Source organism: Maribrevibacterium harenarium (assembly GCF_006385675.1).
Classification (GTDB): Bacteria; Pseudomonadota; Gammaproteobacteria; order Pseudomonadales; family Marinomonadaceae; genus Marinomonas; species Marinomonas harenarium.
Genome location: NZ_VFRR01000003.1, coordinates 13,191 through 38,472, shown reverse-complemented (window position 1 = coordinate 38,472; position 25,282 = coordinate 13,191). Strand labels below are relative to the sequence as shown.

The following is a 25,282-nucleotide window of genomic DNA, read 5'->3' as shown; positions in this document are numbered from 1 at the left end:
AGGCAAATTAAGCGAACAAAGAGTCCATCGCCATCATACGGCTTGCAAGTTTCTCTGTGTCGATTTTGTATTCACCAGCGGCGAGCGCTTGCTTTATTTGTTCTACTTTATCCATATCTACTGAGGACTTCTCATCAGCACCGGCAGATGCCTGTAGGGACTGCGCCACACTGCTAATTTGTACGGTGTCCTCTGCTAACGTCTTTTTGCTATCCACTTCGGAAGAAGAGGAACGAGCGACTGCGCTTTCTTCACGCGCAATACGGTCACTTTTGTTAAGGGTGGGTTGAGAACCAACACCATTTAAATTAATTGCCATGATCATGCCTCCAGTTGCGATTGCCAACATAATGTATATCGGCGAGCTGCAACAAAACTTTAGCAAGATTTAGATCTTTTTCTGCCGAGAGAAAGTTGTTGCAGACTTGGTCAGTAGTTTACAAGAATCTCACTGTCACTGACAACTTTTCCGTACACAATTCGACCAGAGCTATTGTTACGTACTCTTATTTGTTCTCCAATTGCGCCATCTTCCAGTGCCTCTCCATTCATTTTAACTATGATGGCGCCGCTTCTAGCGGTGATAAGCACTTGATTACCTTTGCGTATCACATCCGGTAGCTCGGTGTGATTGTCGGTGATAAAGTCATTGATACGAATGGTACGTTTCGCAATCATCCCATACGGAGGGTTGGTATCTGTGTAGATATGGCCGCGTATGGTAGAGATATCAACTTTACCTAATGCGGTGTTAGAACGGGTAATAGCCTCTCCGCGATTGATTGGCACACTAGCCTTCACGCCCTCTATAAGTATCGTTTGCTCTATGGGTAGGTAAGACTGCCAAGTGGGATTGGTACAGCTTATCGAGTAGGTAGTGCGACGTATGGCGTCGGGGCGTTGATTTTCGATGCGTAAGTCGTTCGCGTCACATTCAGGAAGGTAATCAATCGCGGCGCTATTGAGCGCGGTAATGGAGATTTCGGCGTCGGGATATAGCGTTTGTAATCTTTTTATCTCAATATTGTTAATGAATCGCTGAATTTGTGTTTCTATCTGTGACGCATCAACGGTATCGCTGACAAAAAGTGCTAGTATCAGGGAAAAGAAATAGCGCGTGGTCATGCCGTCTCCGCTTTTCACATGGTGTTACGATAAGGTATTAGTAAATTATAAAAAATCACTCTATCATTTGATGAGTTGAATTCATAATGCTGGGTTTTTCCCATTTTCCGATTAGACAAAAAAGATAAGTGCATGTTTAGGAGGCATTTATGGCCGGAGTTCTCGAAAGCGTTAACCAACGTACCCAGCTGGTCGGGGAGAACCGCCTTGAGCTATTGCTGTTCCGTTTAAATGGTAAGCAGATATACGGTATCAACGTGTTTAAAGTAAAGGAAGTGCTACAGTGCCCTAAGCTTACTACGATGCCTCATAGTAGCCCGGTTGTGCGTGGCGTGGCCCATATTCGTGGAGGCACTATCCCTATTTTGGATCTTGGTTTGGCGACTGGCGCCAGTCCTATCGAAAATATTCAAAACTGTTTTGTGATCATCACCGAGTACAACCGCCGTATTCAAGGTTTTTTGGTGCGTGGCGTTGAGCGTATCGTCAACATGAATTGGAGTGATATTCAGCCGCCGCCGAAAGGATTGTCTAATGACAACTATTTGACTGCGGTATGTCAGGTTGACAAGGAAATGGTAGAGATCATCGACGTAGAGCAAATCCTGTCAGAGGTGGCGCCAACCCGTCAGCATATTTCTGATGGCATTGTTACTGGTGAAGTTCAAGCATACGCTCAGAAGCACCATATCTTGATCGTGGATGACTCTTCCGTCGCTCGTAAGCAGATCAAACGTTGTATGGAAGATGTAGGTTTCTCGACGACCGTATTGTGTGATGGTAAAGAGGCGTTGGACTACCTGCAAAATATGGTCGCGGATGGTGTGGATATTACCAAAGAATTTTCTATGGTGATCAGCGATATCGAGATGCCCGAAATGGATGGCTACACGTTAACGACGGCAATTCGTAATGACAGTCGTCTGCAAGATTTGTTTATCTTATTGCACACCTCTTTGAGCGGTGTATTTAACGAGGCGATGGTTAAGAAAGTTGGAGCAGATGGTTTCCTTGCTAAGTTCCAGCCGGATGAATTGGCTCGTATTGCGATTGAGACGGTTGAAGCTCAGGAACAAGCATCTCAGTAGCGCTTAGTTAATGGCCTTTCAGGTCATGGTATTTAGGAGAGAGGATGCTCAGTAGCACCAACGCGATCACTCCAGGTGGGTATGATCGTTTTCGCAAGTACTTGCAAAAAGTCTGTGGGATTTCTTTGAGCGACAACAAGCAATATTTGGTTGCCAGTCGCTTAGGGAAGCTCATGGAGCGTGAAGGAATCGATAAAATAGAGTTATTGGTAGATCGTCTTGAGCGCGGTGCAACAGCGTCGCGTCTACGCGAAGAAGTGATCAATGCCATGACGACTAACGAAACCTTGTGGTTTCGAGACACTCACCCTTTCACTATCCTCAAAGACCGTATTTTGCCGGAATTTACCAAAGCGCCTTTAAGAATCTGGTCGGCGGCTTCATCCACAGGGCAAGAGCCATACTCTATCAGCATGGTGATTGAGGAATTTAAGGCAAGCAAACCAGGAGCCTTAAAAGCGGGTGAAAAAATAGTCGCGACAGATATTTGTACCAATATCCTCAAGCATGCCAAGCAGGCGGAATATGACAGCTTGGCAATCGCTCGGGGGTTAGGGGCAGATATGCAACGGAAGTACTTCGATAAAATCAATGATAGCACTTGGCGAGTGAAACCTGCCTTGACCAGCCGAGTGGAGTTTCGTCATCTAAACTTGATTGAGTCATTTTCCTCGCTAGGCAAGTTCGACATTATTTTCTGTCGCAATGTGCTGATCTATTTTACTGCCGAGACCAAGCAGGATATTCTGAAGCGTATGCATGCAAGCCTCAATCCTGGTGGTTATTTGTTTCTAGGGGGCTCAGAAGCCTTGAGCGGGTTGTCTTCACTGTTTGATATTGTTCAGTGTCATCCCGGTATCGTTTATCGAGCAAAATAGCGACAACTTGTAATATGGTTAATGAAAGCGGCAAGGTTGAAAAATCTTGCCGCTTTTTTTGTTTTAGCTCCCTGTTTCTTGCCGCCATGATACTCAATAAAATCATAAGTCTTTGATTTTAAATGATTAAATTTAGTGGCATTAATATTGCTAGAAGAGTGTCATGAATAAACAACGAAGCGGTTATTATGGCAATCTCCTTTAAAAGCGCATTTGCTGGTCACGACGATATGTTGCTGTTTCGCAGTGCGCGTGCGTCTGTGTTAGCTAACAATATCGCCAATGCGGATACTCCGAATTACAAGGCTCGGGATATATCCTTTGAGAGCATGTTGCAGCAGGAGCGCACTCGTCTGAGTATGGCTGCCACCAACGATAAGCATTTTGTGGCTGAAAGCTCTGTTGGAGCGACGGATGAGCTGTTGTATCGGGTACCAAGCCAGCCTTCATTAGATGGAAACACAGTCGATATGCAGCGTGAACAGGCGGAATTTGCACAGAATTCTCTGCAATTTGATACTAGCTTTATGTTGTTGGATCGTAAGATTAGCGGTATGAAAAAAGCGCTTAGCGGAGGTCAATAATGTCATTAAATAATATTTTTGCGATTTCTGGCTCCGCTATGAGCGCCCAGACCGTTCGACTCAATACGGTGGCGAGTAATATTGCCAACGTTGATAGTGTGGCGAGCTCGGTTGATCAAACCTATCGCGCCCGCAAGCCGGTCTTTGCGCAGATGTTGAACGAGTCCATGCGCGAGCGTGGCTGGAATACGAATGACGATGACTTTGCCCAAGCCGGTATCGGAGTGAAGGTAGAAGGCATTGTTGAGTCTGATGCTCCGTTACAACCTCGCTACGAGCCTGATCATCCGATGTCTAATGAAGAAGGCTATGTTTTCTATCCGAACGTTAATCCGGTGGAAGAAATGGCCGATATGATGTCTGCTTCCCGTTCTTTTCAGACTAACGTTGAAGTGATGAACTCTGCAAAAAGCATGATGCAGAAAATGCTAACGCTTGGTCAAGCCTAAGGAGATCTGACAAATGGCTGAAATTTCTTCCAACTCTGGCTTACAAAATCTGATATCCCAATACGGCACAGATAGGGCTAAAGCGAAAGCAGGTGTTGATGCAGACGCGAGCACAACGTCTGAATCTAGTTCAATTGGTAGCCAAGATGTCTTTTTGAAGCTATACATAGAACAGTTGAAGAACCAAGACCCAACCGCACCTGCTGAGACCGGTGATATGGTGTCACAAATGGCACAGTTTAGTTCCCTTGAGCAGTTGACCTCAATGACGGAACAGATGTCGACCATGTCAGCGTCCTTGATTTCTAGTCAGGCTTTAACGGCATCGACGTTGGTTGGTTCCTACGTTTATGTGGACAAAGATTCCGTCGAGATGATGGAGGGCGGATCGAGTTATGTGAAAACCAGTTTTGCTGATGACTCGGTATCAAACCAACTACGCATTTATGACGATAGCAATAAACTAGTGAAAACTGTCAACATGACTGAAGAAGAGTATTTGTGGGATGGTACGGATGCGAGCGGCAATGCTTTGCCGGCCGGTGAATACTCCTTTGTTGCTACCTCAACCAATAGTGCTGGTGAAGTGACACAGCTCACCACGCAAGTGCCAGCACGAATTAATGGGGTTAGCATCAATGGTCCTGACGGCACCACTTTAAATGTAGCCGGTTATGGTTCATTATCATTAACTGATGAATTAGATATTCTAGGCTAGCGGAGGATTTATGGGTTTTAATACAGCACTTTCAGGCATCAAGGCGTCCGCTGACTTTCTGAGCTCAACGGGTAATAATATCGCGAACTCCGATACCACGGGTTTTAAAAAGTCTCGGGTTGAGTTTGGTGATATTTACAACACTAGTGTGGTTGGTGCGGGTAGTAGCAACACTATCGGTAGCGGTGTGCGGATTAATAACGTCGCCCAAGAATTCTCCTCTGGTAATATTGCCTACACAGACAATAACTTGGATTTGGCGATCGACGGCACCGGTTTCTTTGTCTTGGATGTGGGTGGAACTCAGACTTATACGCGCGCTGGTGACTTCAAGCTCGATGAAGAAGGTTACTTAGTGACTAACGATGGAGCTTACGTACAGGGCTACAATGCCACTAATGGTATTATTGGTGGCAGTTTAGAAAACTTGGTTGTGCCAACTGAGCGTATTGCTCCTCAAGCTACTGAAAATATCTCCATTGAAGCGAACCTAGATTCAGAGGCGGAGGATATGCCTCCTTATATCTCTGCCTCCTTTGACCCTAGTGAGCCTGATACTTATACCTATACTCAAACTCAGAATGTGTTGGATTCGGCGGGTACGCAGCACTCTGTGACCCTGTACTACGCCAAGTCGGACTTGCCTAACACCTATGAAGTGTATGCGACAGTAGATGGTACGCTTACCGATAGTGCTGGTACTAGTTGGCTAGGTTCTACTTTTGTCACATTTGATGAAGAGTCTGGTAATTTTGCTCCTACTTACTCCGGCGCGACAGCTCCTGGGGTGGGTAGTATTGGTACGCTGACACCGTTTACCCTTGCTGGTAGTTTTGCCAGTGGTGCGACTTTGTCTTCTACTTATGACCCTGCGGTTGCAAATACATTGACGACACCGGCAAGTTATGCCCGTCGTTCTTTTGATCCAACCAACCCTGAAACCTATACCTACGGTAATACCAATACGGTTTATGATGCTTTGGGTGAGCGTCATACCATAGGTTACTACTTTATTAAGCAAGGTGAGCAAAATACTTGGGAAATGAAGGTGACTGTGGATGGTGAGGTGAACGACTCCAATGGTAATCCGTTCTTAACAGAAGATACGGTAGTGACCTTCGATTCTGAGGGTAATATCTCTGGTACTTACATTGGCTACCCTCCATTTGCTGTGGCCAATCCAACTCAGCTTTCTATTACTGGCTGGGATCCAACTGATCCATTTGCTCCTTTGGATATTGATCTAGGGGCGACCACTCAATACGCATTGACCAGTTCTGATGTCTTCGGACAAGATGGCTATGCTGCTGGTGAGTTGCAAGGGGTAGGCTTTGATGAAGATGGCTATTTGACCGCTACCTATACCAACCAGCAGACAGCGATATTGGGACAAATTGCGTTAGCTACCTTTGATAATACGGATGGTCTAACACCGGCTGGTAATACAGCTTGGGTGGCAAGCTCTAGCTCAGGAGCGGCAAATATCGGCAAGCCGGGCACAGGTACTTTTGGTAGCATTCAAGGTGGTGCCCTAGAAGAATCGAACGTGGATTTGACCTCTGAGTTGGTTGCTTTGATTGAGGCACAACGTAACTACCAAGCGAACTCCAAGACACTAGAGACCGAAAACACGGTAACTCAGACCATTATCAACCTTCGTTAAATGATCTGAGATAGCTTAAGATTTGCTTTTCAAAAGCCCAGCCATGCGCTGGGCTTTTCGCATTTTTAGGGTTGGCACAGTATTTGATAGACAGTTCTTTGATTATTGTGAAGTAACGTTATGACAACGAACCTATTCAACCGGAGTAACACAAAATGGACAGAGCATTATACCTTGCCATGACTGGGGGAACCCAAGTAATGAATGCTCAGGCTATTCGTGCTAACAACCTAGCGAATGTTGCCACTACTGGTTTTCGAGCTGATTTCGAACAGGCCCGTTCCATGCAGGTAAATGGAGACTATTACCCCAGTCGCGTTTACACCATGACGGAAAACCCCGGTACGCGCCAAACTCAAGGGGCGTTGCAGCAAACTGGACGCGATATGGATGTAGCGATCCAGGGTGAAGGCTTTATCGCGGTGTTAGACGGTATGGGGCAGGAAGGGTATACCCGTGCAGGGGATATGCAGCTCACCATGGCCGGTCAGCTCATTACTGGGAATGGCTTGCCAGTAATGGGGATTGAAGGTCCGATTTTTTTACCTCCATTGGATGAGCTTTCGATCAGTGAAGATGGCACCATTTCCTTCATTCCACAGGGTGGTGACGGCACACAGATTACTTCCATCAATCGGATCAAATTAGTAAATGCGGATTCGGAAAGTTTGACCAAAAGTCCAGATGGACTAATGCGTACCAAAGATGGCTCGGTATTGCAGCCATCAAATGAAGTCCAACTAGTCGCTGGTTTCTTGGAAAGCAGTAATGTGAATGCGGTGGAAGAAATGACCAAAATTATGGAGCTTGCCCGCCGTTTCGAAATGAACATCAAAGTGATGGATACCGTCAGAAATAACGAATCAGCGAGTGCTCGAATTCTTGAGCGTGGCTAATCATGGTTATTACGGTAATCCACTTAAGATAGGAAGATAAACAGATGCATTCAGCACTTTGGGTAGCGAAAACTGGCTTAACCGCCATGGACAAACAGTTGTCCGTCATTTCGAATAACTTGGCAAACGTTTCAACTACAGGCTTCAAAAAAGACCGGGGCGTCTTCGAAGACTTAATGTACCAACAGTTACGTGCTCCGGGTGGTTTGAGTGCGCAAAATACCGAATTGCCGTCCGGTTTGCAGATCGGTGCAGGGGTACGCGTTACCGGTACCCAGAAGGTCTTCTCTGAAGGGGATTACAACGTCACTGACCGCCAGTTGGATGTGGCGATTCAAGGGGCTGGATTTTTGCAGATTGTGCGCCCTGACGGTTCTATGGCTTATACCCGTGACGGTCAGTTGCAACTCAATAGTCAAGGGCAAATAGTAGACTCTTCCGGTCAGTTATTGGAGCCCGGTATTACCATCGATTCCGATGTAGTTGATATCAATATTGGTGAAGATGGTACGGTATCGGTCTTACGTGCTGGTGAAGTGGATATGGAGCAAATCGGTTCCATTGAAATTGCCAACTTTATCAACCCTACTGGTTTGCGCTTTTTGGGTGGTAACCTTTACGAAGAGACCAACGCCAGTGGTGCGCCTATTGTGGGTGTACCTGGGGAAGATGGTTTGGGGGTGTTGGCCCAAGGCATGTTGGAGTCTTCTAACGTGAACTCGGTAGAAGAGTTGGTGAATATGATTACTACTCAGCGTGCTTACGAAATGAACTCGAAAGTCATTTCAACAGCCGACGGTATGCTTGGTTTCGTGACGCAGCAATTATAATAATTAGGGTGACTAGAATGATTCGTTTACTTGCCTTGACTGTTCCTTTGATACTGGCTGGTTGTGCAGCAGTAGAGCCTGCGCCCCAGTCTGATGACCCGTTTTATGCCCCAGTGATCCAGCCGACGATGCAATATTCTAACAACGGCAGTGGTGGTATTTATCAAGCAGGTATGGGAGATGTCTTTTTTGGTGACAAAAAAGCCAGAAGAGTGGGCGATATCCTGACGGTAAACCTGTCTGAAAGTACCAGTTCTTCTAAATCGAACGCTTCTAACGTTACCAAGTCCTCTTCGGCTACAATCAACAACCCGACACTATTTGGTGTGCCAATCGGTTTAGACACGGAAATGCCTGGTATGGACAGCTCCTTCTCAGGAAGTGCTGGCGCGAACCAGAGCAACAGTTTGACTGGTAGTATAACGGTTACCGTGTATGAGGTTTATCCTAATGGTCTGTTAGCCGTGCGTGGTGAGAAATGGATTACACTGAATCGCGGACAAGAGTATATTCGTCTTTCAGGGCTGGTGCGCGAAGAAGACATTGGCTCTGATAACACAGTGCAATCAACCCGCTTAGCTGATGCTCGTATCGCCTACTCGGGAACTGGTGAATTGGCAGCAGGGAGCGAGCAGGGCTGGATGACGCGTATTATGAACTCCAGTTGGATGCCGTTCTAAATATAGGAATTAGGTGTATGTGGTTACGTATTCTTCTTTTTGCTCTAAGTGTTTTTACAGTGAATGCTGCTTACGCTGAGCGTTTGAAAGACATAGCTTCAGTGGAGGGGGTGCGTGACAACCAACTGTTTGGTTACGGTTTGGTTATCGGTCTAAATGGGACCGGTGACAGTACGGATTTTACTGATCAAAGTTTTATTAGTATGTTGAACCAATTTGGTATCAACCTCCCCGACGGGGCGAGTACAAATGCAGATAATGTGGCTGCCGTATCGTTAACGGCTACCTTGCCACCTTTTTCTAAACCCGGTCAAGCCATCGACGTAACGGTTTCCTCATTGGGTAATGCGAGTAGTTTGCGTGGTGGAACCTTGCTGTTATCGGCACTAAAAGGGGCTGATGGTCAGGTTTATGCGATTGCTCAAGGAAATTTGGTCGTCGGTGGGTTAGGGACTGGTGGCAGTGATGGTTCCCGTTTGTCGGTGAATATCCCAACTGTTGGTCGTATTCCAAATGGTGCAACGGTGGAGCGCGAAGTAGCTAATTCTTTCAATCGTGGAGACACTCTGACGTTCAACCTGAATCGTCCCGATTTTACTACGGCGAAGCATGTGGCTGAAACCATCAATAATTTACTGGGTCCAGGTGTAGCGCGTTCTATGGATGCTACCTCTATTCGTGTAAGTGCCCCTCGCGATCCTTCCCAGCGCGTTACCTTCCTTTCCATTTTGGAAAATTTAGAAGTCAAAATGGGTGAAGAGCGGGCTAAGATTGTGGTGAATTCCCGTACTGGCACCATCATAATCGGGCAACATGTAAAAGTGTCACCCGCAGCCGTAACCCACGGCAGTTTGACCGTTACGATTCAAGAAAATCCAGAAATTGGTCAAGCCCAAAACCTAGCTAACGGTGAGGTTATTTTAGCGCCGAGACAAGAGATTGTGACCGACGAAAGCAGTGGCCATATGTTTGTCTTTAATCCCGGAACGTCACTAAATGATATCGTGCGGGCGGTAAATCAAGTTGGTGCTGCGCCCGGCGATGTGATGGCTATCCTTGAAGGTCTAAAGCAAGCCGGGGCCATTAATGCAGACCTTGTGGTAATCTAGTCGAAATTGGTCATAGGTAATTTAAGGTGGAGTAATTATGAATCGAGTGAGTGGTAATGACTTCTTTGCCGATTTCTCAGCATTAACCGACTTGAAAGCTCGTGCCCAGAAAGACCCTGATGCTGCACTGAAAGATGTTGCACAAGAGTTTGAAGCCATCTTTATCGATATGTTGTTCAAGAATATGCGTAGCGCTAACGATGAGATATCTTCAGGCTTATTCGACAGTAATCAGTTCAAACAATACCAAGAAATGATGGATACCCAGTTAGCCCAGTCATTAGCTAAGTCGGGAGGAATAGGGCTTGCCGATGCCTTGATCCGGCAATATGGGGGTGAGGGTAAACAGTCGGTTCCTAGCGCTGATAACCACAGCACCTTATTATCAAATTTAGCGCCGATTCCCGCGGATACTTTGCGAGCCGTGGCTAGGCGTGCGTCCCAAGAGTTTGCACGTCAGGTCTCCGAGGCGAGCCAACAGATGGCTTCTATCACAGAAACTCCCACAACAGCAGCGCCGAAAGCGGAAGAAGTTGCTTTTGCTTCTCCAGAAGAGTTTATTGACACTTTATGGCCGCTGGCGCAAAAAACCGCCCAGCGTATCGGTGTTGACCCTAAAGCTATATTGGCTCAGGCTGCTTTGGAGACAGGGTGGGGGAAATACCCGATAGCCAAAGAAGATGGCACGGCTAGTTTCAATCTATTTGGTATTAAGGCCGACTCGCGCTGGCAAGGTGATCGTGCTGTTGTTAATACCCTTGAATATCGTGACGGAATAGCAAAAAAAGAACGGGCTGCATTTCGGGCCTATGACTCTTTTGCACACAGTTTCGATGATTATGCAAATTTTTTGAGTACTTCGGAGCGGTACAAAAATGCCCTCAATAGTAGGGGGGATGCGACAACCTTTGCCGCTAATTTGCAGCGTGGAGGTTACGCAACTGACCCGAACTATGCCGATAAAATTGGAAATATCCTTGCCAGCAAGTGGTTCCGCACCCTGCTATAATCTCTTTATCAACGCGAATACCTTGGTAAAGTATTTGCATCTAATGCCGATAACAACACTATAAATCATCGCTGATTGCATCATTAAGGTATCTGGCATGGCATCTAATCTCTATTCCATTGGCTTATCTGGCCTACAGTCCAGCACTGCGCGTATAGCGACTACCGGTCAGAACACGTCCAACGTTGATACCGAGGGCTATTCTCGCCAGAGCACCTCTACCGCTAGTGTGTCAGGTGGCGGCGTACGTATTCAAGATACTGCGCGTGTGGTGAACCAGTATGTAAACCAGCAAGTCTGGACGGATACCTCCAGTTATTCCTATTTTCAGTCTTACCATTTAATGATGTCGAATGCAGACTCAATGATAGGGGAAGATAGTGTTGCCATTAGCACTTATATCAACCAAGCCTTTGACGCATTGCAGACCGCAAATAGTGATCCCTCTGATAGCTCTTATCGCTCGGTAGCGCTCACAAAATTAGACAGCTTGGCGAACCAATACAACGAGCTATCTAATTTTTTGCGTGATCAAAAGCAACAAGCCAATAGCGAAATCAATGACAAAGTTGGTGTGATTAACAACTACACCAGTCAAATTGCGGATTTGAACGGCAAAATTCAAGCGCAAGAGGCGCTTAAAGGCACCACAGCAAATGAGTTGCGCGATCAGCAAGAGCAGCTCGTAAAAGACTTATCAGAATTTCTAGACGTGAAAGTTGCCTATGATGATAACAACCTGATGACGCTGAAATTAGCGGCGGGACAACCTTTAGTCTTGCAGGATCGAGCTAATAGTTTGTCATTAGTGGGTGGCAACAGTGACCCGCAGCAACTGGATATCATGTTGGATTTTGGCAAGTATTCGGTTGGTGTGAGCTCTCAAGATATTGGTGGTTCACTTGGTGGTCTCATTTCTTACCGAGATGAATTTGCTACCTCTGCGCAACGTATGCTTGGTCAGCAAGCTTGGGCGTTGGCAGATAATCTGAATGAGCAAAATCGTCTTGGTTTGGATGGCGATGGCAAGTTTGGTGCAGCTTTGTTTTCGGTTGGGAAAATAGCTGTGGCCGTGGCTGACCGAAACAGTGATGCGAATACTAGCATCGACGTTCGCCTCTCCGACGGTGGTTCGAAGGATGTAAGTACCAATGACTATGAGGTGATAATGAATTCACCGACGTCTTTTACGGTTCGTACTCTAGATAGTAATGGCAAACTCCTTTCCGAGTCGGCCTTAATCGATACAACAACGGCGACGCCAAATGCCAATGGCTACTTTGCCGTGGCGGGTTTTGGTGTCGAAGTTAAGTTAAATTCGGCTGGCTCCTATGCCACCGGCGATACCTATGAATTTGCTCCTACTCAAGATGTGGCCCGTCAACTAAATATGGTGGCGACTTCAGGTAGTGCCTTAGCTTTGGCATCACCTATCGAAGTATCTGCTTCAAGCAGTAATTTGTCCGACGCTAAGATTTCGATTTCAGCGATTACGGATACGGATATTGCCACATCGGACTTTGTTGCGACGCCTAGGTTGGCCCCCACGGCTCCCCATAGCTTACGTTTTACCGCCGCTGATACTTATGATGTGCTAGATAGCAGCGGTAATGTGTTAGGTACACAAACGGTGACGAGCTATGACAATCTACTGCAAGCTGCTGGTATTTCAAGCTCGGGTTACGATGTTTCCTTAGATTCGGCTCCCCAGGCAGGGGATACCTTTAGTATTGCGTTTAATAGCAATGGTTCATCGGACAACTATAACGGAGTTCGACTAGCGGGCATTCAAAACCAGTCAGTAGTCGGCGGTGATATGACGTTGGGGAATGCCTATACTTCGTTGGTCACGGAAGTGGGTAGTTTGACGGCTACATTGAAAACCAATATGGATGCTACGCAAGTGGTGATGAACCAGTCGGTGTCAACAAGAGACCAAATATCAGCGGTCAGTTTGGATGAAGAAGCGGTAAATTTACTGCGTTTTCAACAGAGTTATTCGGCAGCTGCGCAAGTTATTTCTGCGGCGAGAGAAACGTTTTCTACCCTATTAAGTGTATTGAGGTAAATTAAATGCGTGTTACGAATAATCATTTATATAACCAGTCATTGCATTCTCTTAATAAGGCCAATGAACGTAACTTAACCGTGTCTGAGAAGCTTGCAGCGCAGACTAATATTATTCGACCAAGTGATGATCCTAGCGGCGCAGCACAAGTCATGCGTTACGAGAGTTCTAATCAGAAATTGGCTCAGTACAGCGAAAATATGACGTTCGCTAAAAATAGCCTAGAGTATGAAGAAGTGGCGTTAGATAGCTTCGGTACCATGTTAAATGAAGCGAATGTGCTGTTTTTGCAAGCCGAAAACTCTGCACTTAAGCAGTCAGACTTGGACGCTATCATTAACGAGCTGTCATTAATGATGGAATCAGCAGTGGATCTGATGAATTCCCAAGATGCTTCCGGTAAGTATATTTTTGCTGGAGCTAGCAATGATAGTCCGGCATTTCAAAAAGATTCGACCGGTCGTTATGCCTTCGTTGGTGATGAAATTCAGCGAGAGGTGCAGATATCTGATGCGGTCACGGTTGCAGCGAATGACTCTGGTAAAGAGGTATTTCAAAATACTTGGAAACGCCACACCTTTACCGCTACCAGCGCCAATCCTTTTTCCTCCTCGGTCTCGGATCAAGCTGCCTATGACAAATTTATTATGGCAAATTATGATGCGGTAACACCGGCGAATAATACTTATACGTTAACTACCGATGGTGCTGACCCGAATCAATACAGTTTGACGGATGCAAGTGGTAACGTTGTTGCCTCTGGTTCAAATGCGGTAGGTCAACCAATCGAAGTTTTTGGTATGTCATTTTCAATTGACGGTAACGCTGCATCCTCGATTGCTGTGACTTTGGATACGCCAACCCGAGATAATATTGTTAATCAGATCAATGATTCTCTAGCAATTCTGTCTGATCCTACTACTACTCAAGAACAGCGTATCGCAGCGTTACGGAATGCTACGGTCGGGATTAGCAATGCTCAAGAAGATGTAGGTGCTGCGAGAACGGCTGTTGGTGTGCGCTTGTCTACGCTTGTGGATCGAGAGGGGTTCTCTGCTGACAAGGTATTGTCAAATACCTCTGCACAACAGCAAATTGCTGGGTTAGATATTGCCAAAGCAGCCAGCGAGCTAGCGTTGTCTGATGCTGCTATTAAGGCCTCACAAACTGTGTTTACACGACTGAGTAGTTTGTCGTTATTTAATTCACTCTAGCTTCATTTAAGGGATAGAAATGGCGAAATTTGATGTTCTATGTTGTTTTGGCGTCGATATCAGTTTTGCCTACTTTGACTTAGCTCAGATCCTTGATGTGCTCGGATGTCGCAAGACCATTTTGCAGAGCGAGAGAGTTAAAGGTCTAATCAAAAAGCATGGTACCAAACACCATATTGTCGGTATCTATATGCGTCAGACGGCGCTGTTGCATCTTAAGCCTGCTCTCGAATCAAAATTTCAACCTTATGACAGCTATTTTGATGAGGGGGCCTTGCATGGTTCGACCAAGGAGAGGCTATATGATGCAGAGGAGCGCTTCTTACAGTTGTGCTTATCCATTGCCACCGGTAAGTCAGTTAAAAGCTTACGGCGTCTAAATAAAGGGTTTAACTCCCGAGATCTACGGGATATGTACGGAAACGGTCGCAGTTTGTATAACTATTTTCGCCGTATTCTCAATGATAGCACCCGTGATTATATCCTAGATTACAAAAGCGGTCGGTTAGATGAAGAAGGTCGACCCTTAAAGCGTTCGGATGAGGTATTGGAGAAAGTCTCTGCCCCGGAACCGCGAGTGCTTCGTCCGGCAGTGATCAAGCAGGAGCGAGGTCTTGAAATCGAAAACACCCCATTCTCTGAAGAGGTAGAGACTGCACTTAAGCTCTATCAAGATGGTGGCGCCTTGCTACAACAAGTGGTCGACCAAGTTAAACGCGGAGAGCAGGTTGATATCAGTGATATGTCGCGTTATTGCGATAAGTTGATTGCCTCTCACTCCCGAAATAGCAATGCGCTGCTTGCAATTCGTCATATCAAAGAGCCTGAGCTTTATATGACGCAGCATGCCATCGGTGCGGCGGTATTGGCGTGTCATCTTGCTAAAGCTCTCCAGCTTGCCGACAGCTATATACAAGCCATCACCCTTGGTGCGCTACTGTTTGATATGGGGCGTTTTAAATTGCCATTGCCTCTTATCAATAAAACTGGGAAGTTATCTGATAGTGAGTTTTCTCTAATACGCAAGCATGTGCAGTTTGGTGAGCAAATGTTGCAGTATTTCAGCAACGTGCCTAGCGTTGTGTATAAGATGTTATGGGATCATCATGAAAAAGTGGATGGGACCGGGTACCCTAACGGCAAAGTGGATGAGGAAATCAGCGTTTATGGCAAGATAGGTGCTATTGTAGATGCCTATGATTCCATGACGTCGGAGCAAATCCACAAGACTTCCATGGGACCCATTGCAGCTCGGGCTCAGATTAAAAAAGAAGCGGGGTTGGCGTTTGACCGTCAGCTCGCGGCGTTATTCTTAAAAAGCATCGGTCAGATCCCAGTGGGAAGTTGTGTGCAGTTATCGAATGGTCGAATTGGCTTTGTACTGACACTGAATAAAGACATGCAACCATCCACGGTTCGCCAAGTTTACAGCTTATCCAGCAAGACCTTCATCACTGACACGGATATTCAGCTAGATAAGTCCCCTGATATTTCTCTAGTACGGAGTCTCAAGCCAGAGAGCGTTGGCTTGCAGTTTATTAATCATATTGCCCGCTAATACCTGTCAATTTTCCCTAAAGATATCATTGCTAGAGCCGTTAAAGAAATTGTATGGCAATGACTCTGGTCAGCGCTAAGGGAAGCAAAAAAATCGAAAAAAAAGATTAAAGCTTTTGCCCCCAAAGACGATAACTTGAGTATAGCAACTGACAACCAAATAACTAATTAAATCAAAAGGTTGCAGTCAAAAATTTAGAGTTCTAGGAGAGATTATCATGGCTTTATATGTAAACACTAACGCTTCTTCAATCAATGCTCAGCGTCAAATGATGAATTCAGGCAACGCTCTTGATACTTCATTCAAACGCTTGTCTTCTGGTTTCCGTATTAACAGCGCAGCAGATGATGCGGCAGGTCTGCAAATCTCCAACCGTTTGACTTCTCAGATCATGGGTTTGAGCCAAGCACAACGTAACGCTAATGATGGTATCTCTTTGGCGCAAACGGCTGAGGGAGCGCTGGATGAAACTACCAGTATGCTACAGCGTATGCGTACTCTAGCGATCCAGGCCTCTAACGACTTTAACACCAGCTCAGACCGTTTGGCGTTGCAACAAGAAGCGGATCAGTTGCGAGCTGAAATCAACCGTATCTCTGCCCAAACCACGTTCGGTGGCGTCAATTTGCTGGACGGTACATACTCTGCACGTTTTCAGATTGGTGCAGACGGCGGTCAGACCATCAGTTTCACAATGTCTGCCATTACAACTACCACTGGCGGTCAAGTGTCGATTAGTGCGAATGGTGGTTTTACTATGTCTGGTATGGCTGGTGCCGCTTCAGCGGTGACTACATTAACAGGCTTGGGATCTACAGTGAGTACGACAACACTATCGCTCACGAGTATTGCTAACGCTCAGAACCTGATTTCTGCCATTGATGCCATGGTTGCAGTAGTGGGTGCGAAGCGGTCTGAGCTTGGTGCGATTCAAAACCGTTTTAGCTCAACTATCCGTAACTTGGCAAACGTTGAAGAGAACGTAACTGCTGCCCGTGCTCGTATCCGCGACACTGACTTTGCAACCGAGACAGCAGAATTGACGCGTAATCAGATCTTGCAACAAGCAAGCTCAACTATCTTGGCTCAGGCTAACCAGCGTCCACAAGCTGCCCTATCTCTACTAGGGGGCTAATTAAAAGCAAAAAAAAGCGGCTGATCAGGCCGCTCATACGAAGCAAATTTCGATTGCCGGAGGCAAGAGGTTTATTGGCGATAGCAATCGAAACTTTCTCTCGCTTCTCTCTCCTAGAAGTGATTATTAGGCCAAGTGTGCAACCACTTGGCTTTTTTTTGTGGAGTTGGCGCTCCACGATTATTTATAAAGCACAATTTGTGCCAACTAAAAAATAGTCTTTAAAACCATAGAGATATAGCTTCTTCCCATCATTGTGACGGCACTTTGCTGACACCAGCGGCAAGCTTCTTTTCATCGGTTGGAAAAAAATTGCCGATTTTTTTAAATTTTTTCTAAAGTCTTCTAAGTTACGCCCGATAACTGTTACAAGAGGTTTAATTTTACAGTGTTTGTTTGGCGACAATGCTGTAGTTCAAGAAGCTCAAGTGGCATTGAGCTTGTGGCGAAACTAGGAGGCTATTATGGCTATCTATGTAAATACTAACGCTTCGTCTATTAATGCGCAGCGTCAATTAATGAACTCTGGAAACGCGTTGGATACTTCTTTCAAACGTTTGTCTTCCGGTTTTCGTATCAACTCTGCTGCAGACGATGCCGCAGGTCTTCAGATCTCTAACCGTTTGACTTCTCAGATCAATGGTCTGTCTCAAGCTCAGCGTAACGCAAACGACGGTATCTCTCTTGCACAAACTGCAGAGGGCTCTTTGGAAGAAACCACTTCCATGTTGCAGCGTATGCGTACTTTGGCTGTTCAATCTTCCAACGATTCAAACACTGACTCAGACCGTTTGGCTCTACAACAAGAAGCGGATCAGTTGCGCAGTGAGATTAACCGTATTGCCGATCAAACTACCTTCGGTGGTGTGAATTTGTTGGATGGTACTTACTCTGCTCGTTTCCAAGTTGGCGCGGACGGCGGTCAAACTATCTCCTTCTCGATGTCATCGATTACTACCAACTCTGGTGGTCAAGTAGCTATCAATGCTAACGGCGGTTTCCGTATGTCAGGTATTGCAGGCGCGGCTTCTGCGGTTACTACTTTGACTGGCTTGGGCTCTTCTGTAAGTACTACCACCTTGTCATTGACTAGTATCGCTAATGCTCATAACCTAATTTCTGCCATTGACGCCATGATTGCGGTAGTAGACGCTAAGCGTTCTGAACTTGGTGCGTTGCAAAACCGTTTTAGCTCTACTATTCGTAACCTTGCAAACGTGGAAGAGAACGTAACAGCGGCTCGTGCTCGTGTTCGTGATACTGACTTCGCAACAGAGACAGCAGAGCTGACTCGTAATCAGATTCTACAACAAGCAAGTTCATCTATCCTTGCGCAAGCAAATCAGCGTCCACAAGTAGCCTTGTCTCTACTAGGTTAATTTGGGAAAACAGCGCTATCATTAAAAGCTGGGTATCCCCCAGCTTTTTTGGTTTTTAGGAGGCTATTATGTCAATGGGTTCCAGTGATATTTCAAAAACATCGAGTACGCCTTTTCAATTTCGGCAAGACGCCCAAGAAGACTTACGTACATTTGCAAAGCAAAAATCTGCGGAGCTGCAAAAAGTAAACGCTCTCGAGCAGAGAAATCTCGGACAGCTGCCGAGCAACGATCCGAACGGCCAGCCTGTGACGGTGACAGAGCAGGCAATTGAGCAGGTAAACGCCAATATCCGTCAACTCAATGTTAATGTTTCTTTTGAAGTGGCCGATAAGCCAAGAGAGAACATCATTAAAGTGGTAGATCAAGACAGTGGTGAAGTCGTCAGACAGATTCCATCGGAAGAGTTTGTTAAGATGTCTGAACGTATACAAGACTTGGTCAGCGAGCTTGGTGATATCAAAGGTACACTTATTAATCAGCAAGTGTAGCTGTCATATTGAGGTGAGTTATGTCAATTACATCATTAGGCGTTGGTAGCGGTCTTGATTTAGAAAGTCTGGTCTCATCGTTGGTTAGCTCCGAGAAGACGGTTAAGCTGAATAATTACAACTCCCGTAAAAGTGATCTGAATGTAGAGTTGTCTGCGGTCAGTGCTATTAAGTCTAAGATCAGTGCTTTCCAAACCAATGTTCAAAAACTGAATTCGGTTAGTGATTTCCAGCAGCGTACCGCCTCGATTACTCAGCCTGATAGTGGCGATATCATTAGTATGACCACAGATGAGACGTCCGCCCCTGGCAGCTATAACATTTCCGTGGAAACTATTGCCAAGGGCAGTCGCAGTATGTCCCAGGTAGGGGCGTTCACATCTGCCGATGATGTTGTCTCTGCTACTGGTGGAAATCTTACGTTTACAGCAGGTAGTGAAAGCTTTTCTCTCTCTGTGACAGCCAATATGACTCTAGCTGAGCTTCGTGAAGCAATAAATGATGACGACAATAATTTCGGAGTCACGGCCAACTTAATTGATACGGGAAGTGATGTTCGATTGGTACTGACGTCTGATGTCACTGGCTCGGGTAATGATTTAGTTGTAACCAACGATGATGCCAGCTTGGCGGCAGTATCCTCTGATATGACAATTGGTGCCAATGACAATGCCTCTTCTGCTCGTATCTGGGTGGATGGATTACAGGTGGACAGCGACACCAATACCTTCGAGAATGTTATCTCGGGCGTTACCATCAAGGCATTAGCGGAAAGTAATGGAGAAACAGCAAAAGCTAGTGTTGAAACAGATAAAGAAGCCGTTAGGGGGCTGCTAGACTCCTTTGTATCTTCATACAATGAGGTTCTAAGTATCTTTGATGAGGCTACTCAGACTGGTGCAGCACTAAATGGCGACTCGTTTGTTCGTAATTTGGAGTCCCAGCTATCTCGAACTTTGATGACGCAGTTTGCCAATACCGGAGATTTCGAGACCATTTTCGATCTCGGTATTGAAATGGATAATGATGGGCTGTTATCGATCGATTCCAGTAAATTGGATGAAGCAATGGACGCTGGTTATGACGATATTGCTACCATGTTTGCTGATGAGAATGGTATTGCGTCTCTATTGGATGGTCTACTAGAACCCTACGTGCAATCAGCAGGGATACTAGACAAGCGGAAAGATTCGATTCAAGAGCAAATAACCTCCACAGAGGAATCAATCGAAGCATTTAATTATCGTATGGATCAGTATGAATTGACGTTACGTAAGCAGTTCGGGGCGATGGATACGGCTGTGGCGTCTTTGAGTGCCCAGGGTGCCTACTTATCGGCACAATTATCGAGCCTGCCAGGGTTCTCAAGTAGTAGCAATAGCTAAATTATGAATGTTGAGGTTTAGATGTACGCAAAAAAAGGCATTCGAGCTTATCAGAAAGACTCTTTACGATCGGATCTTGCCAGTGCAGATCCCCATCGTATTATTCAGTTGTTGATGCAAGGAGTCTTAGAAAGATGCGCTCAAGCGAAAGGGGCTATAGATCGTCGTGATTTCGAAGCTAAAGCAGAACTTCTTACCAGAATTACCGACATCATCAATGCCCTTAATGATGCACTAGATCCAGAAGTGAATCCCGAGTTAGTAGAAAATCTTTCGTCCTTATACGGGTATATGAATGAGCGTGTTCATCAAGCCGGTTTGGAAATGAGAGCGGAAATCCTTGATGAAGTTATTAGCTTGATGTTAACGATCAAGTCAGCTTGGGATCAAATTTCAGACGAGGCCAAAGTTGAAGCTGCCCAAGCAAGAAGTTAGCGACATAAAAGCTGCATTAGAGTCTAATTCTCATGCGCTGTTAGACTTGCTGCAGAATAGCATTAGTGACACTTTTGATCGCGATGTGGCGGCTTTATTGAGTGAGAGAGATCATTTAATTCGTAGTATTCCTGTATCAATTGCCACAGCAGATTATCTTAAGCAGCTACTGCAAGAAAATGCTCGTCTAAGGGCTTCATACCTAGAAAAAAAGCATTCTCTAACCAAGAAGCTACAATATACCCAAACTAGTAAATCAGCGTTAAAAAAGTATAAAGGGATATCAAGAAGTGAGTGATAGTTTCGAAGGCATGTTGCAGGAAGCCAGTATACAAGTAGAAAAGTTGGAGAAAAGGTACAAACTGGCGATTGAGTTAGATCGCACCTTAAATGACAGATTTCGTGATAATCTACTCGCCTTCGAGCATTATATGCCTCATGTTTTAGAGGACTATAAATCGTTCAGTTTTGATGAAAATCTTTTGTTTATGTCCGATACAGGCACGCTGAACATCCTCCATCCAGAGTTGAAGCAGCCTTTGTATGGTGAAGATCCCATCTCTGCATCTAAGCAACAATTCCAAGCTTATAAAAAATCTCCCAAATTTACACGTATTCGTTATGGTCAGGAAGATAACCCAAGAAATCAGTTGCAGACGGAGTATCTCAATAAGGTTGCGGCTTTTTGTCTTGAGGCAGAAACTCAACTTACCCCGCTTAAACAACTTCCAGATTATGTGCCAAACCTTTTAATACTCGGAATTGGTCTTGGATATCATTTGGACGAGCTATTAGAAGAACTCAATTCTAACCATTTTTATATTTATGAACCTGTTCCAGAGTTCTTCTGGGCGTCATTGATGGTATTTAATTGGCGTTCATTATTTGAAAGGGTGAATGAACAAGGTCTGACACTTAACATAAATATAGGTTCTAAGCCTGAACAATTCCCTAGAGACTATATCTCTCAGCTTGATTTGAATGGACGCTATAGCGCCAGTAAAACATTTCTTTATCTTCATTATCACAGTGATGTTCTAGAAAGAGTTATCAGTGAACTGCACGCCAACTACAATAAGCAGATAACTGGTTGGGGCTTTTTCGATGATGGAGTTTTCTCCGTTGGTCATGGTTTAACTAATTTAGAAAACGAAGTTCCAATTCTGAAAGAAAAGAATCATATCTCAAAAGAGATTTTTGATAAGATAGTCGATATGCCTGTTTTTATCGTTGCAAATGGTCCATCTTTGGATAACTGTATAGAAACGATAAAAGAATATCGAGACCAGGTTATTCTTATGTCTTGTGGTAGTACTATCACGACGCTTTACCGCTATGGTATCAAGCCTGATATTCAGCTTGATGTGGAGCGAACTAAGCATTCAGCAGATAAATTTGATTATTTGCCAGCTAGTTATTTGGAAGATATTCTTGCCTTAAGTGTCAATGTAATGCACCCAAAATACTTCAAGTATTTTAAGCGCAAGGGTTATGGGATGAAACCTGGCGAAACAATGTCTTCCATATTTTCGGACAAAATAGACCCGGCTCGAAAATTTGCGTTCTTACAGGCTTGTAACCCTTTAGTAGGAAATATCGCGTTATCTTATTCATATTACTTTGGCTTTAGAAACGTCTACCTAATGGGGATGGATAATGGTTTTGTCAAAGGTGGCCTACATCACTCTAAAAACAGCATTTACTATACTGCTGGGAATGAAGATGTTAAGGCATTACAAAATTATGTGGAGCACGATGGAGTAACAGTTCCAGGTAATTTTGGAAGAGATGTTTTTTCTAGCCATCTAATGGACTATAGCCGCTACATGATCAATGTTATCATGCGCGAGGTAGCAAAAAATAAGCGCGCAAACTACTACAATTGTTCTGATGGTGCGAAATTTGAGAGTATTACGCCGTTATCTCCAGAAGACGTTTTTCTACTAGACCCTCCTCTAGACCACGAAGCTGTCAAAAAATATATTTTCGAAAACTTTTTCGAGGTTTTACCGTTATCGTCATTAGATATACAAGCTTTAGCTGGGCGAGAAGAATTTGCTAAGGTTGTTAATGCCTTGATAAGCAAGTTTGATATGAAGCTTGAAACTCGTGCTGACTTTAGTTTGTTAGCTAAAAAGCAGATAGATTTTGTGAAGGATTTTAGAAAGCTCATTAAAGGCAGTAGTTATATTTATTATCTGTTGGTAGGCAGCTTAAACACTTTTAATGCGATGATGCTCACTATGGTTTATGACTATGAAGAAGAGCAAGAATGTATCAAACGCGCGAAGCAAATGTTATCCATTTGGCAGGAGTACTTAGAGGCCATGGTGGTACGTTATGATCAAGTGATTGGCTACCACGATGTGTATGACTGGGATGGTATGAAACTCTTCAAAGATGACACGAACGGGGCTGCTACAGATGATGCCTAAAGCTAGAGTATTGGTTACCGGCGCAGACGGCTTTATTGGCTCTCACTTGTGTGAATTTCTAGTGGAGCAGGGGTATCAGGTGAAAGCCTTTACCATGTATAACTCTTTTGGGAGTAATGGTTGGCTGGACTCGACGGATCCTGAAATCTCAAAGCAAATCGAATTTTTTGCGGGTGATGTACGTGATCCTAATGGGGTGCGCACTGCCATGCAAGGTGTAGATGTGGTGTTACATCTAGCCGCACTGATTGCTATCCCATACTCCTATCATTCGCCGGATTCCTATATTGATACGAATATCAAAGGCACACTGAATGTGGTACAAGCCGCTCGGGACTTAGGTGTTCGCGTGGTTCACACTTCTACCAGCGAAGTTTATGGCACCGCCCAATATGTCCCGATTGATGAAGAACATCCTTTGGTTGGTCAATCCCCATATTCAGCCTCTAAAATCGGAGCGGATCAAATCGCTTTATCATTTTATCGATCATTTGAACTACCAGTCACGGTGATTCGCCCATTTAATACCTATGGTCCGCGTCAGTCTGCCCGAGCCGTCATTCCGACGATTATTAGCCAGCTTGCTAATGGTGTTGAGCAAATCAAGTTAGGTGCTCTGACCCCCACTCGCGACTTTAATTTTGTGCGGGATACTGTTTCAGGTTTTGAAAAAGCGATTGGCGCCGATGCAGCCGTAGGCGAAGTTGTGAACTTAGGTTCTAGCTTTGAAATCAGTATTGGCGATACGGCCCAAGCCATTGCCGATGCGATGGGCAAGCAAGTAGAAATTCTGTTGGATGAGCAACGTTTGCGTCCCGCTAATAGTGAAGTAGAACGCTTGTTTGCGGCTAACGGCAAAGCCAAAGCTTTGTTGGACTGGCAACCTGAGTTTGGTGGGTTAGATGGCTTCAAGCGCGGCTTGAAAATCACGGCCGAATGGTTTCAGCAGCCGGTAAATCTAGGACGCTATAAGTCGGATATTTACAATCTATGAGCCTAGTTGAAAAGGTTGTTGCTTTCTATCGACAGCGTCAATCTGACGGTGTTATTCCTCTGCATGAGCCTCAATTTGGTTCAAGTGATTTGAATCATGTTGAAGACTGTCTGCGTTCAGGATGGGTTTCGAGTGTTGGCAAATACGTGGATCAAGCAGAAAAATTGGTTGCCAAATTCACTGGAGCTGCCGGTGCCGTTGCAACCGTCAACGGGACCTCAGCTTTGCACTTGGCGTTGCACACGCTTGGTGTTACACCCGGTGATGAAGTGTTATTGCCTACGCTGACTTTTGTGGCCACATCCAATGCCGTACATTATTGCCATGCCATGCCGCATTTTGTTGATGTTGAGGCTTCGCAAATGGGGATTTGCCCCAATAAATTAGCGACTTACCTAAGTGACACCGCAGAATTGCGTGACGGTGTATGTTACAACCGCCATACTAAACGTCCCATTCGAGCATTAGTTTTTGTACATATTTTTGGTATGCAAGGTGCAATCGCAGAAGTTGTTAGAATAGCACGAACTTACCATATTGCTGTTGTTGAAGATTGCGCTGAAAGTCTGGGTACATTTTTGGCCAATGACATACACACTGGGCTAATGGGAGATATTGCTGCTATTAGCTTTAACGGGAACAAGATTATTACCTGTGGCGGTGGCGGTATGTTGATTAGCCAAGATCAGGCCTTACTGAGTCGTGCCAAGCATTTAAGTACAACAGCTAAACTTAGCCAAGAAGGCTTTTTTTATCATGACGAAGTCGGCTTCAATTATCGCATGCCAAATCTAAATGCTGCTTTGTTGACTGCTCAGCTAGGTCAATTAGAGGAGCGGCTTGAGCGAAAACGGGATCTTTTCTATCAGTTGCAACACGCACTACACACAGAAGCTTGGCCCTGTGAGTTGAATGAACCCTTGGCCCCGCAACTGTCTAATCATTGGCTATTAAGTATTCGCGTACCTAGTGATGAGCATGCAGCTATTATTTCTGCGTTAAATGTTAGTGGTATTATGGCGCGCCCCTTATGGGATTTGAATCATACTTTACCGATGAATCAAAGATGTCCTAGGGACACCTTGGAGGTAAGTGAAATGCTGCTTGATACGGTGATTTGCTTACCTAGCTCAGCTCAATTGGCGCGTAGGTGAGGACA

General features: G+C 45.1%; 25 protein-coding genes. 23 read left to right on the top strand and 2 right to left on the bottom strand.

Annotation, left to right across the window (positions count from 1 at the left end; translation table 11 throughout):
• Positions 1–7 precede the first annotated feature (7 nt).
• On the bottom strand, positions 8–319 hold the full coding sequence (gene flgM / locus FJM67_RS02435) for a flagellar biosynthesis anti-sigma factor FlgM (protein WP_140587103.1): 312 nt from the start codon (positions 317–319) through the stop codon (positions 8–10).
• Between the two features lie 110 nt (positions 320–429).
• Entirely contained in the window at positions 430–1,125 is a 696-nt protein-coding gene (flgA, locus tag FJM67_RS02430) for a flagellar basal body P-ring formation chaperone FlgA (RefSeq protein ID WP_140587102.1), read from the bottom strand.
• A gap of 149 nt (positions 1,126–1,274) precedes the next feature.
• Between flgA and FJM67_RS02425 the strand changes: the two genes are divergently transcribed.
• From FJM67_RS02425 to FJM67_RS02315, 23 genes are all read left to right on the top strand, one after another.
• Positions 1,275–2,213: a chemotaxis protein CheV gene (locus tag FJM67_RS02425; RefSeq protein ID WP_140587101.1), complete on the top strand. Its 939-nt coding sequence runs from the start codon at positions 1,275–1,277 to the stop codon at positions 2,211–2,213.
• A 44-nt stretch (positions 2,214–2,257) separates the two neighbouring features.
• Positions 2,258–3,091 carry a CheR family methyltransferase gene (locus FJM67_RS02420; RefSeq protein WP_140587100.1) on the top strand — a complete coding sequence of 278 codons (834 nt, stop codon included), beginning with the start codon at positions 2,258–2,260 and terminating at the stop codon, positions 3,089–3,091.
• Positions 3,092–3,279: 188 nt separating this feature from the next.
• Positions 3,280–3,675, top strand: a complete 396-nt coding sequence (flgB, locus tag FJM67_RS02415) for a flagellar basal body rod protein FlgB (protein ID WP_140587099.1) — start codon at positions 3,280–3,282, stop codon at positions 3,673–3,675.
• The gene (gene flgC, locus FJM67_RS02410; protein ID WP_140587098.1) at positions 3,675–4,124 is read left to right on the top strand and encodes a flagellar basal body rod protein FlgC; all 450 of its coding nucleotides are present in this window, start codon (positions 3,675–3,677) and stop codon (positions 4,122–4,124) included. Before flgB ends, flgC begins: the two co-directional genes overlap by 1 nt.
• A gap of 13 nt (positions 4,125–4,137) precedes the next feature.
• Positions 4,138–4,842 carry a flagellar hook assembly protein FlgD gene (locus FJM67_RS02405; protein WP_140587097.1) on the top strand — a complete coding sequence of 235 codons (705 nt, stop codon included), beginning with the start codon at positions 4,138–4,140 and terminating at the stop codon, positions 4,840–4,842.
• A 10-nt stretch (positions 4,843–4,852) separates the two neighbouring features.
• On the top strand, positions 4,853–6,505 hold the full coding sequence (locus FJM67_RS02400; RefSeq protein ID WP_140587096.1) for a flagellar hook protein FlgE: 1,653 nt from the start codon (positions 4,853–4,855) through the stop codon (positions 6,503–6,505).
• A gap of 155 nt (positions 6,506–6,660) precedes the next feature.
• Positions 6,661–7,401, top strand: a complete 741-nt coding sequence (gene flgF / locus FJM67_RS02395; protein WP_140587095.1) for a flagellar basal-body rod protein FlgF — start codon at positions 6,661–6,663, stop codon at positions 7,399–7,401.
• Between the two features lie 44 nt (positions 7,402–7,445).
• Complete coding sequence (flgG, locus tag FJM67_RS02390) at positions 7,446–8,231, top strand: flagellar basal-body rod protein FlgG (RefSeq protein ID WP_140587094.1); 786 nt, start codon at positions 7,446–7,448, stop codon at positions 8,229–8,231.
• A 17-nt stretch (positions 8,232–8,248) separates the two neighbouring features.
• Positions 8,249–8,911 carry a flagellar basal body L-ring protein FlgH gene (gene flgH / locus FJM67_RS02385; RefSeq protein ID WP_140587093.1) on the top strand — a complete coding sequence of 221 codons (663 nt, stop codon included), beginning with the start codon at positions 8,249–8,251 and terminating at the stop codon, positions 8,909–8,911.
• Between the two features lie 17 nt (positions 8,912–8,928).
• Entirely contained in the window at positions 8,929–10,020 is a 1,092-nt protein-coding gene (locus FJM67_RS02380; RefSeq protein ID WP_140587092.1) for a flagellar basal body P-ring protein FlgI, read from the top strand.
• A gap of 37 nt (positions 10,021–10,057) precedes the next feature.
• Positions 10,058–11,029 (top strand): flagellar assembly peptidoglycan hydrolase FlgJ, encoded by a 972-nt coding sequence (flgJ, locus tag FJM67_RS02375; RefSeq protein WP_140587091.1) that lies wholly within the window; start codon positions 10,058–10,060, stop codon positions 11,027–11,029.
• Positions 11,030–11,126: 97 nt separating this feature from the next.
• Positions 11,127–13,097 (top strand): flagellar hook-associated protein FlgK, encoded by a 1,971-nt coding sequence (gene flgK, locus FJM67_RS02370; protein WP_140587090.1) that lies wholly within the window; start codon positions 11,127–11,129, stop codon positions 13,095–13,097.
• A 5-nt stretch (positions 13,098–13,102) separates the two neighbouring features.
• The gene (flgL, locus tag FJM67_RS02365; protein WP_140587089.1) at positions 13,103–14,311 is read left to right on the top strand and encodes a flagellar hook-associated protein FlgL; all 1,209 of its coding nucleotides are present in this window, start codon (positions 13,103–13,105) and stop codon (positions 14,309–14,311) included.
• Between the two features lie 19 nt (positions 14,312–14,330).
• Entirely contained in the window at positions 14,331–15,869 is a 1,539-nt protein-coding gene (locus FJM67_RS02360; protein ID WP_140587088.1) for an HD-GYP domain-containing protein, read from the top strand.
• A gap of 217 nt (positions 15,870–16,086) precedes the next feature.
• On the top strand, positions 16,087–17,004 hold the full coding sequence (locus tag FJM67_RS02355; RefSeq protein WP_140587087.1) for a flagellin N-terminal helical domain-containing protein: 918 nt from the start codon (positions 16,087–16,089) through the stop codon (positions 17,002–17,004).
• Between the two features lie 464 nt (positions 17,005–17,468).
• Complete coding sequence (locus tag FJM67_RS02350; RefSeq protein ID WP_140587086.1) at positions 17,469–18,383, top strand: flagellin N-terminal helical domain-containing protein; 915 nt, start codon at positions 17,469–17,471, stop codon at positions 18,381–18,383.
• A gap of 68 nt (positions 18,384–18,451) precedes the next feature.
• Positions 18,452–18,874, top strand: coding sequence for a flagellar protein FlaG (locus FJM67_RS02345; RefSeq protein ID WP_140587085.1), 423 nt, complete (start codon positions 18,452–18,454; stop codon positions 18,872–18,874).
• 20 nt (positions 18,875–18,894) lie between these two features.
• Positions 18,895–20,259, top strand: a complete 1,365-nt coding sequence (fliD, locus tag FJM67_RS02340) for a flagellar filament capping protein FliD (protein ID WP_140587084.1) — start codon at positions 18,895–18,897, stop codon at positions 20,257–20,259.
• Between the two features lie 21 nt (positions 20,260–20,280).
• Entirely contained in the window at positions 20,281–20,694 is a 414-nt protein-coding gene (fliS, locus tag FJM67_RS02335; RefSeq protein WP_140587083.1) for a flagellar export chaperone FliS, read from the top strand.
• Positions 20,669–20,992, top strand: a complete 324-nt coding sequence (locus FJM67_RS02330; protein ID WP_140587082.1) for a hypothetical protein — start codon at positions 20,669–20,671, stop codon at positions 20,990–20,992. Before fliS ends, FJM67_RS02330 begins: the two co-directional genes overlap by 26 nt.
• Positions 20,985–23,129 (top strand): motility associated factor glycosyltransferase family protein, encoded by a 2,145-nt coding sequence (locus FJM67_RS02325; RefSeq protein ID WP_140587081.1) that lies wholly within the window; start codon positions 20,985–20,987, stop codon positions 23,127–23,129. The genes FJM67_RS02330 and FJM67_RS02325 overlap by 8 nt, the downstream gene beginning before the upstream one ends.
• The gene (locus FJM67_RS02320) at positions 23,095–24,123 is read left to right on the top strand and encodes an NAD-dependent 4,6-dehydratase LegB (protein WP_235889968.1); all 1,029 of its coding nucleotides are present in this window, start codon (positions 23,095–23,097) and stop codon (positions 24,121–24,123) included. Before FJM67_RS02325 ends, FJM67_RS02320 begins: the two co-directional genes overlap by 35 nt.
• Positions 24,120–25,277 (top strand): LegC family aminotransferase, encoded by a 1,158-nt coding sequence (locus tag FJM67_RS02315; RefSeq protein WP_140587079.1) that lies wholly within the window; start codon positions 24,120–24,122, stop codon positions 25,275–25,277. The genes FJM67_RS02320 and FJM67_RS02315 overlap by 4 nt, the downstream gene beginning before the upstream one ends.
• Positions 25,278–25,282 lie beyond the last annotated feature (5 nt).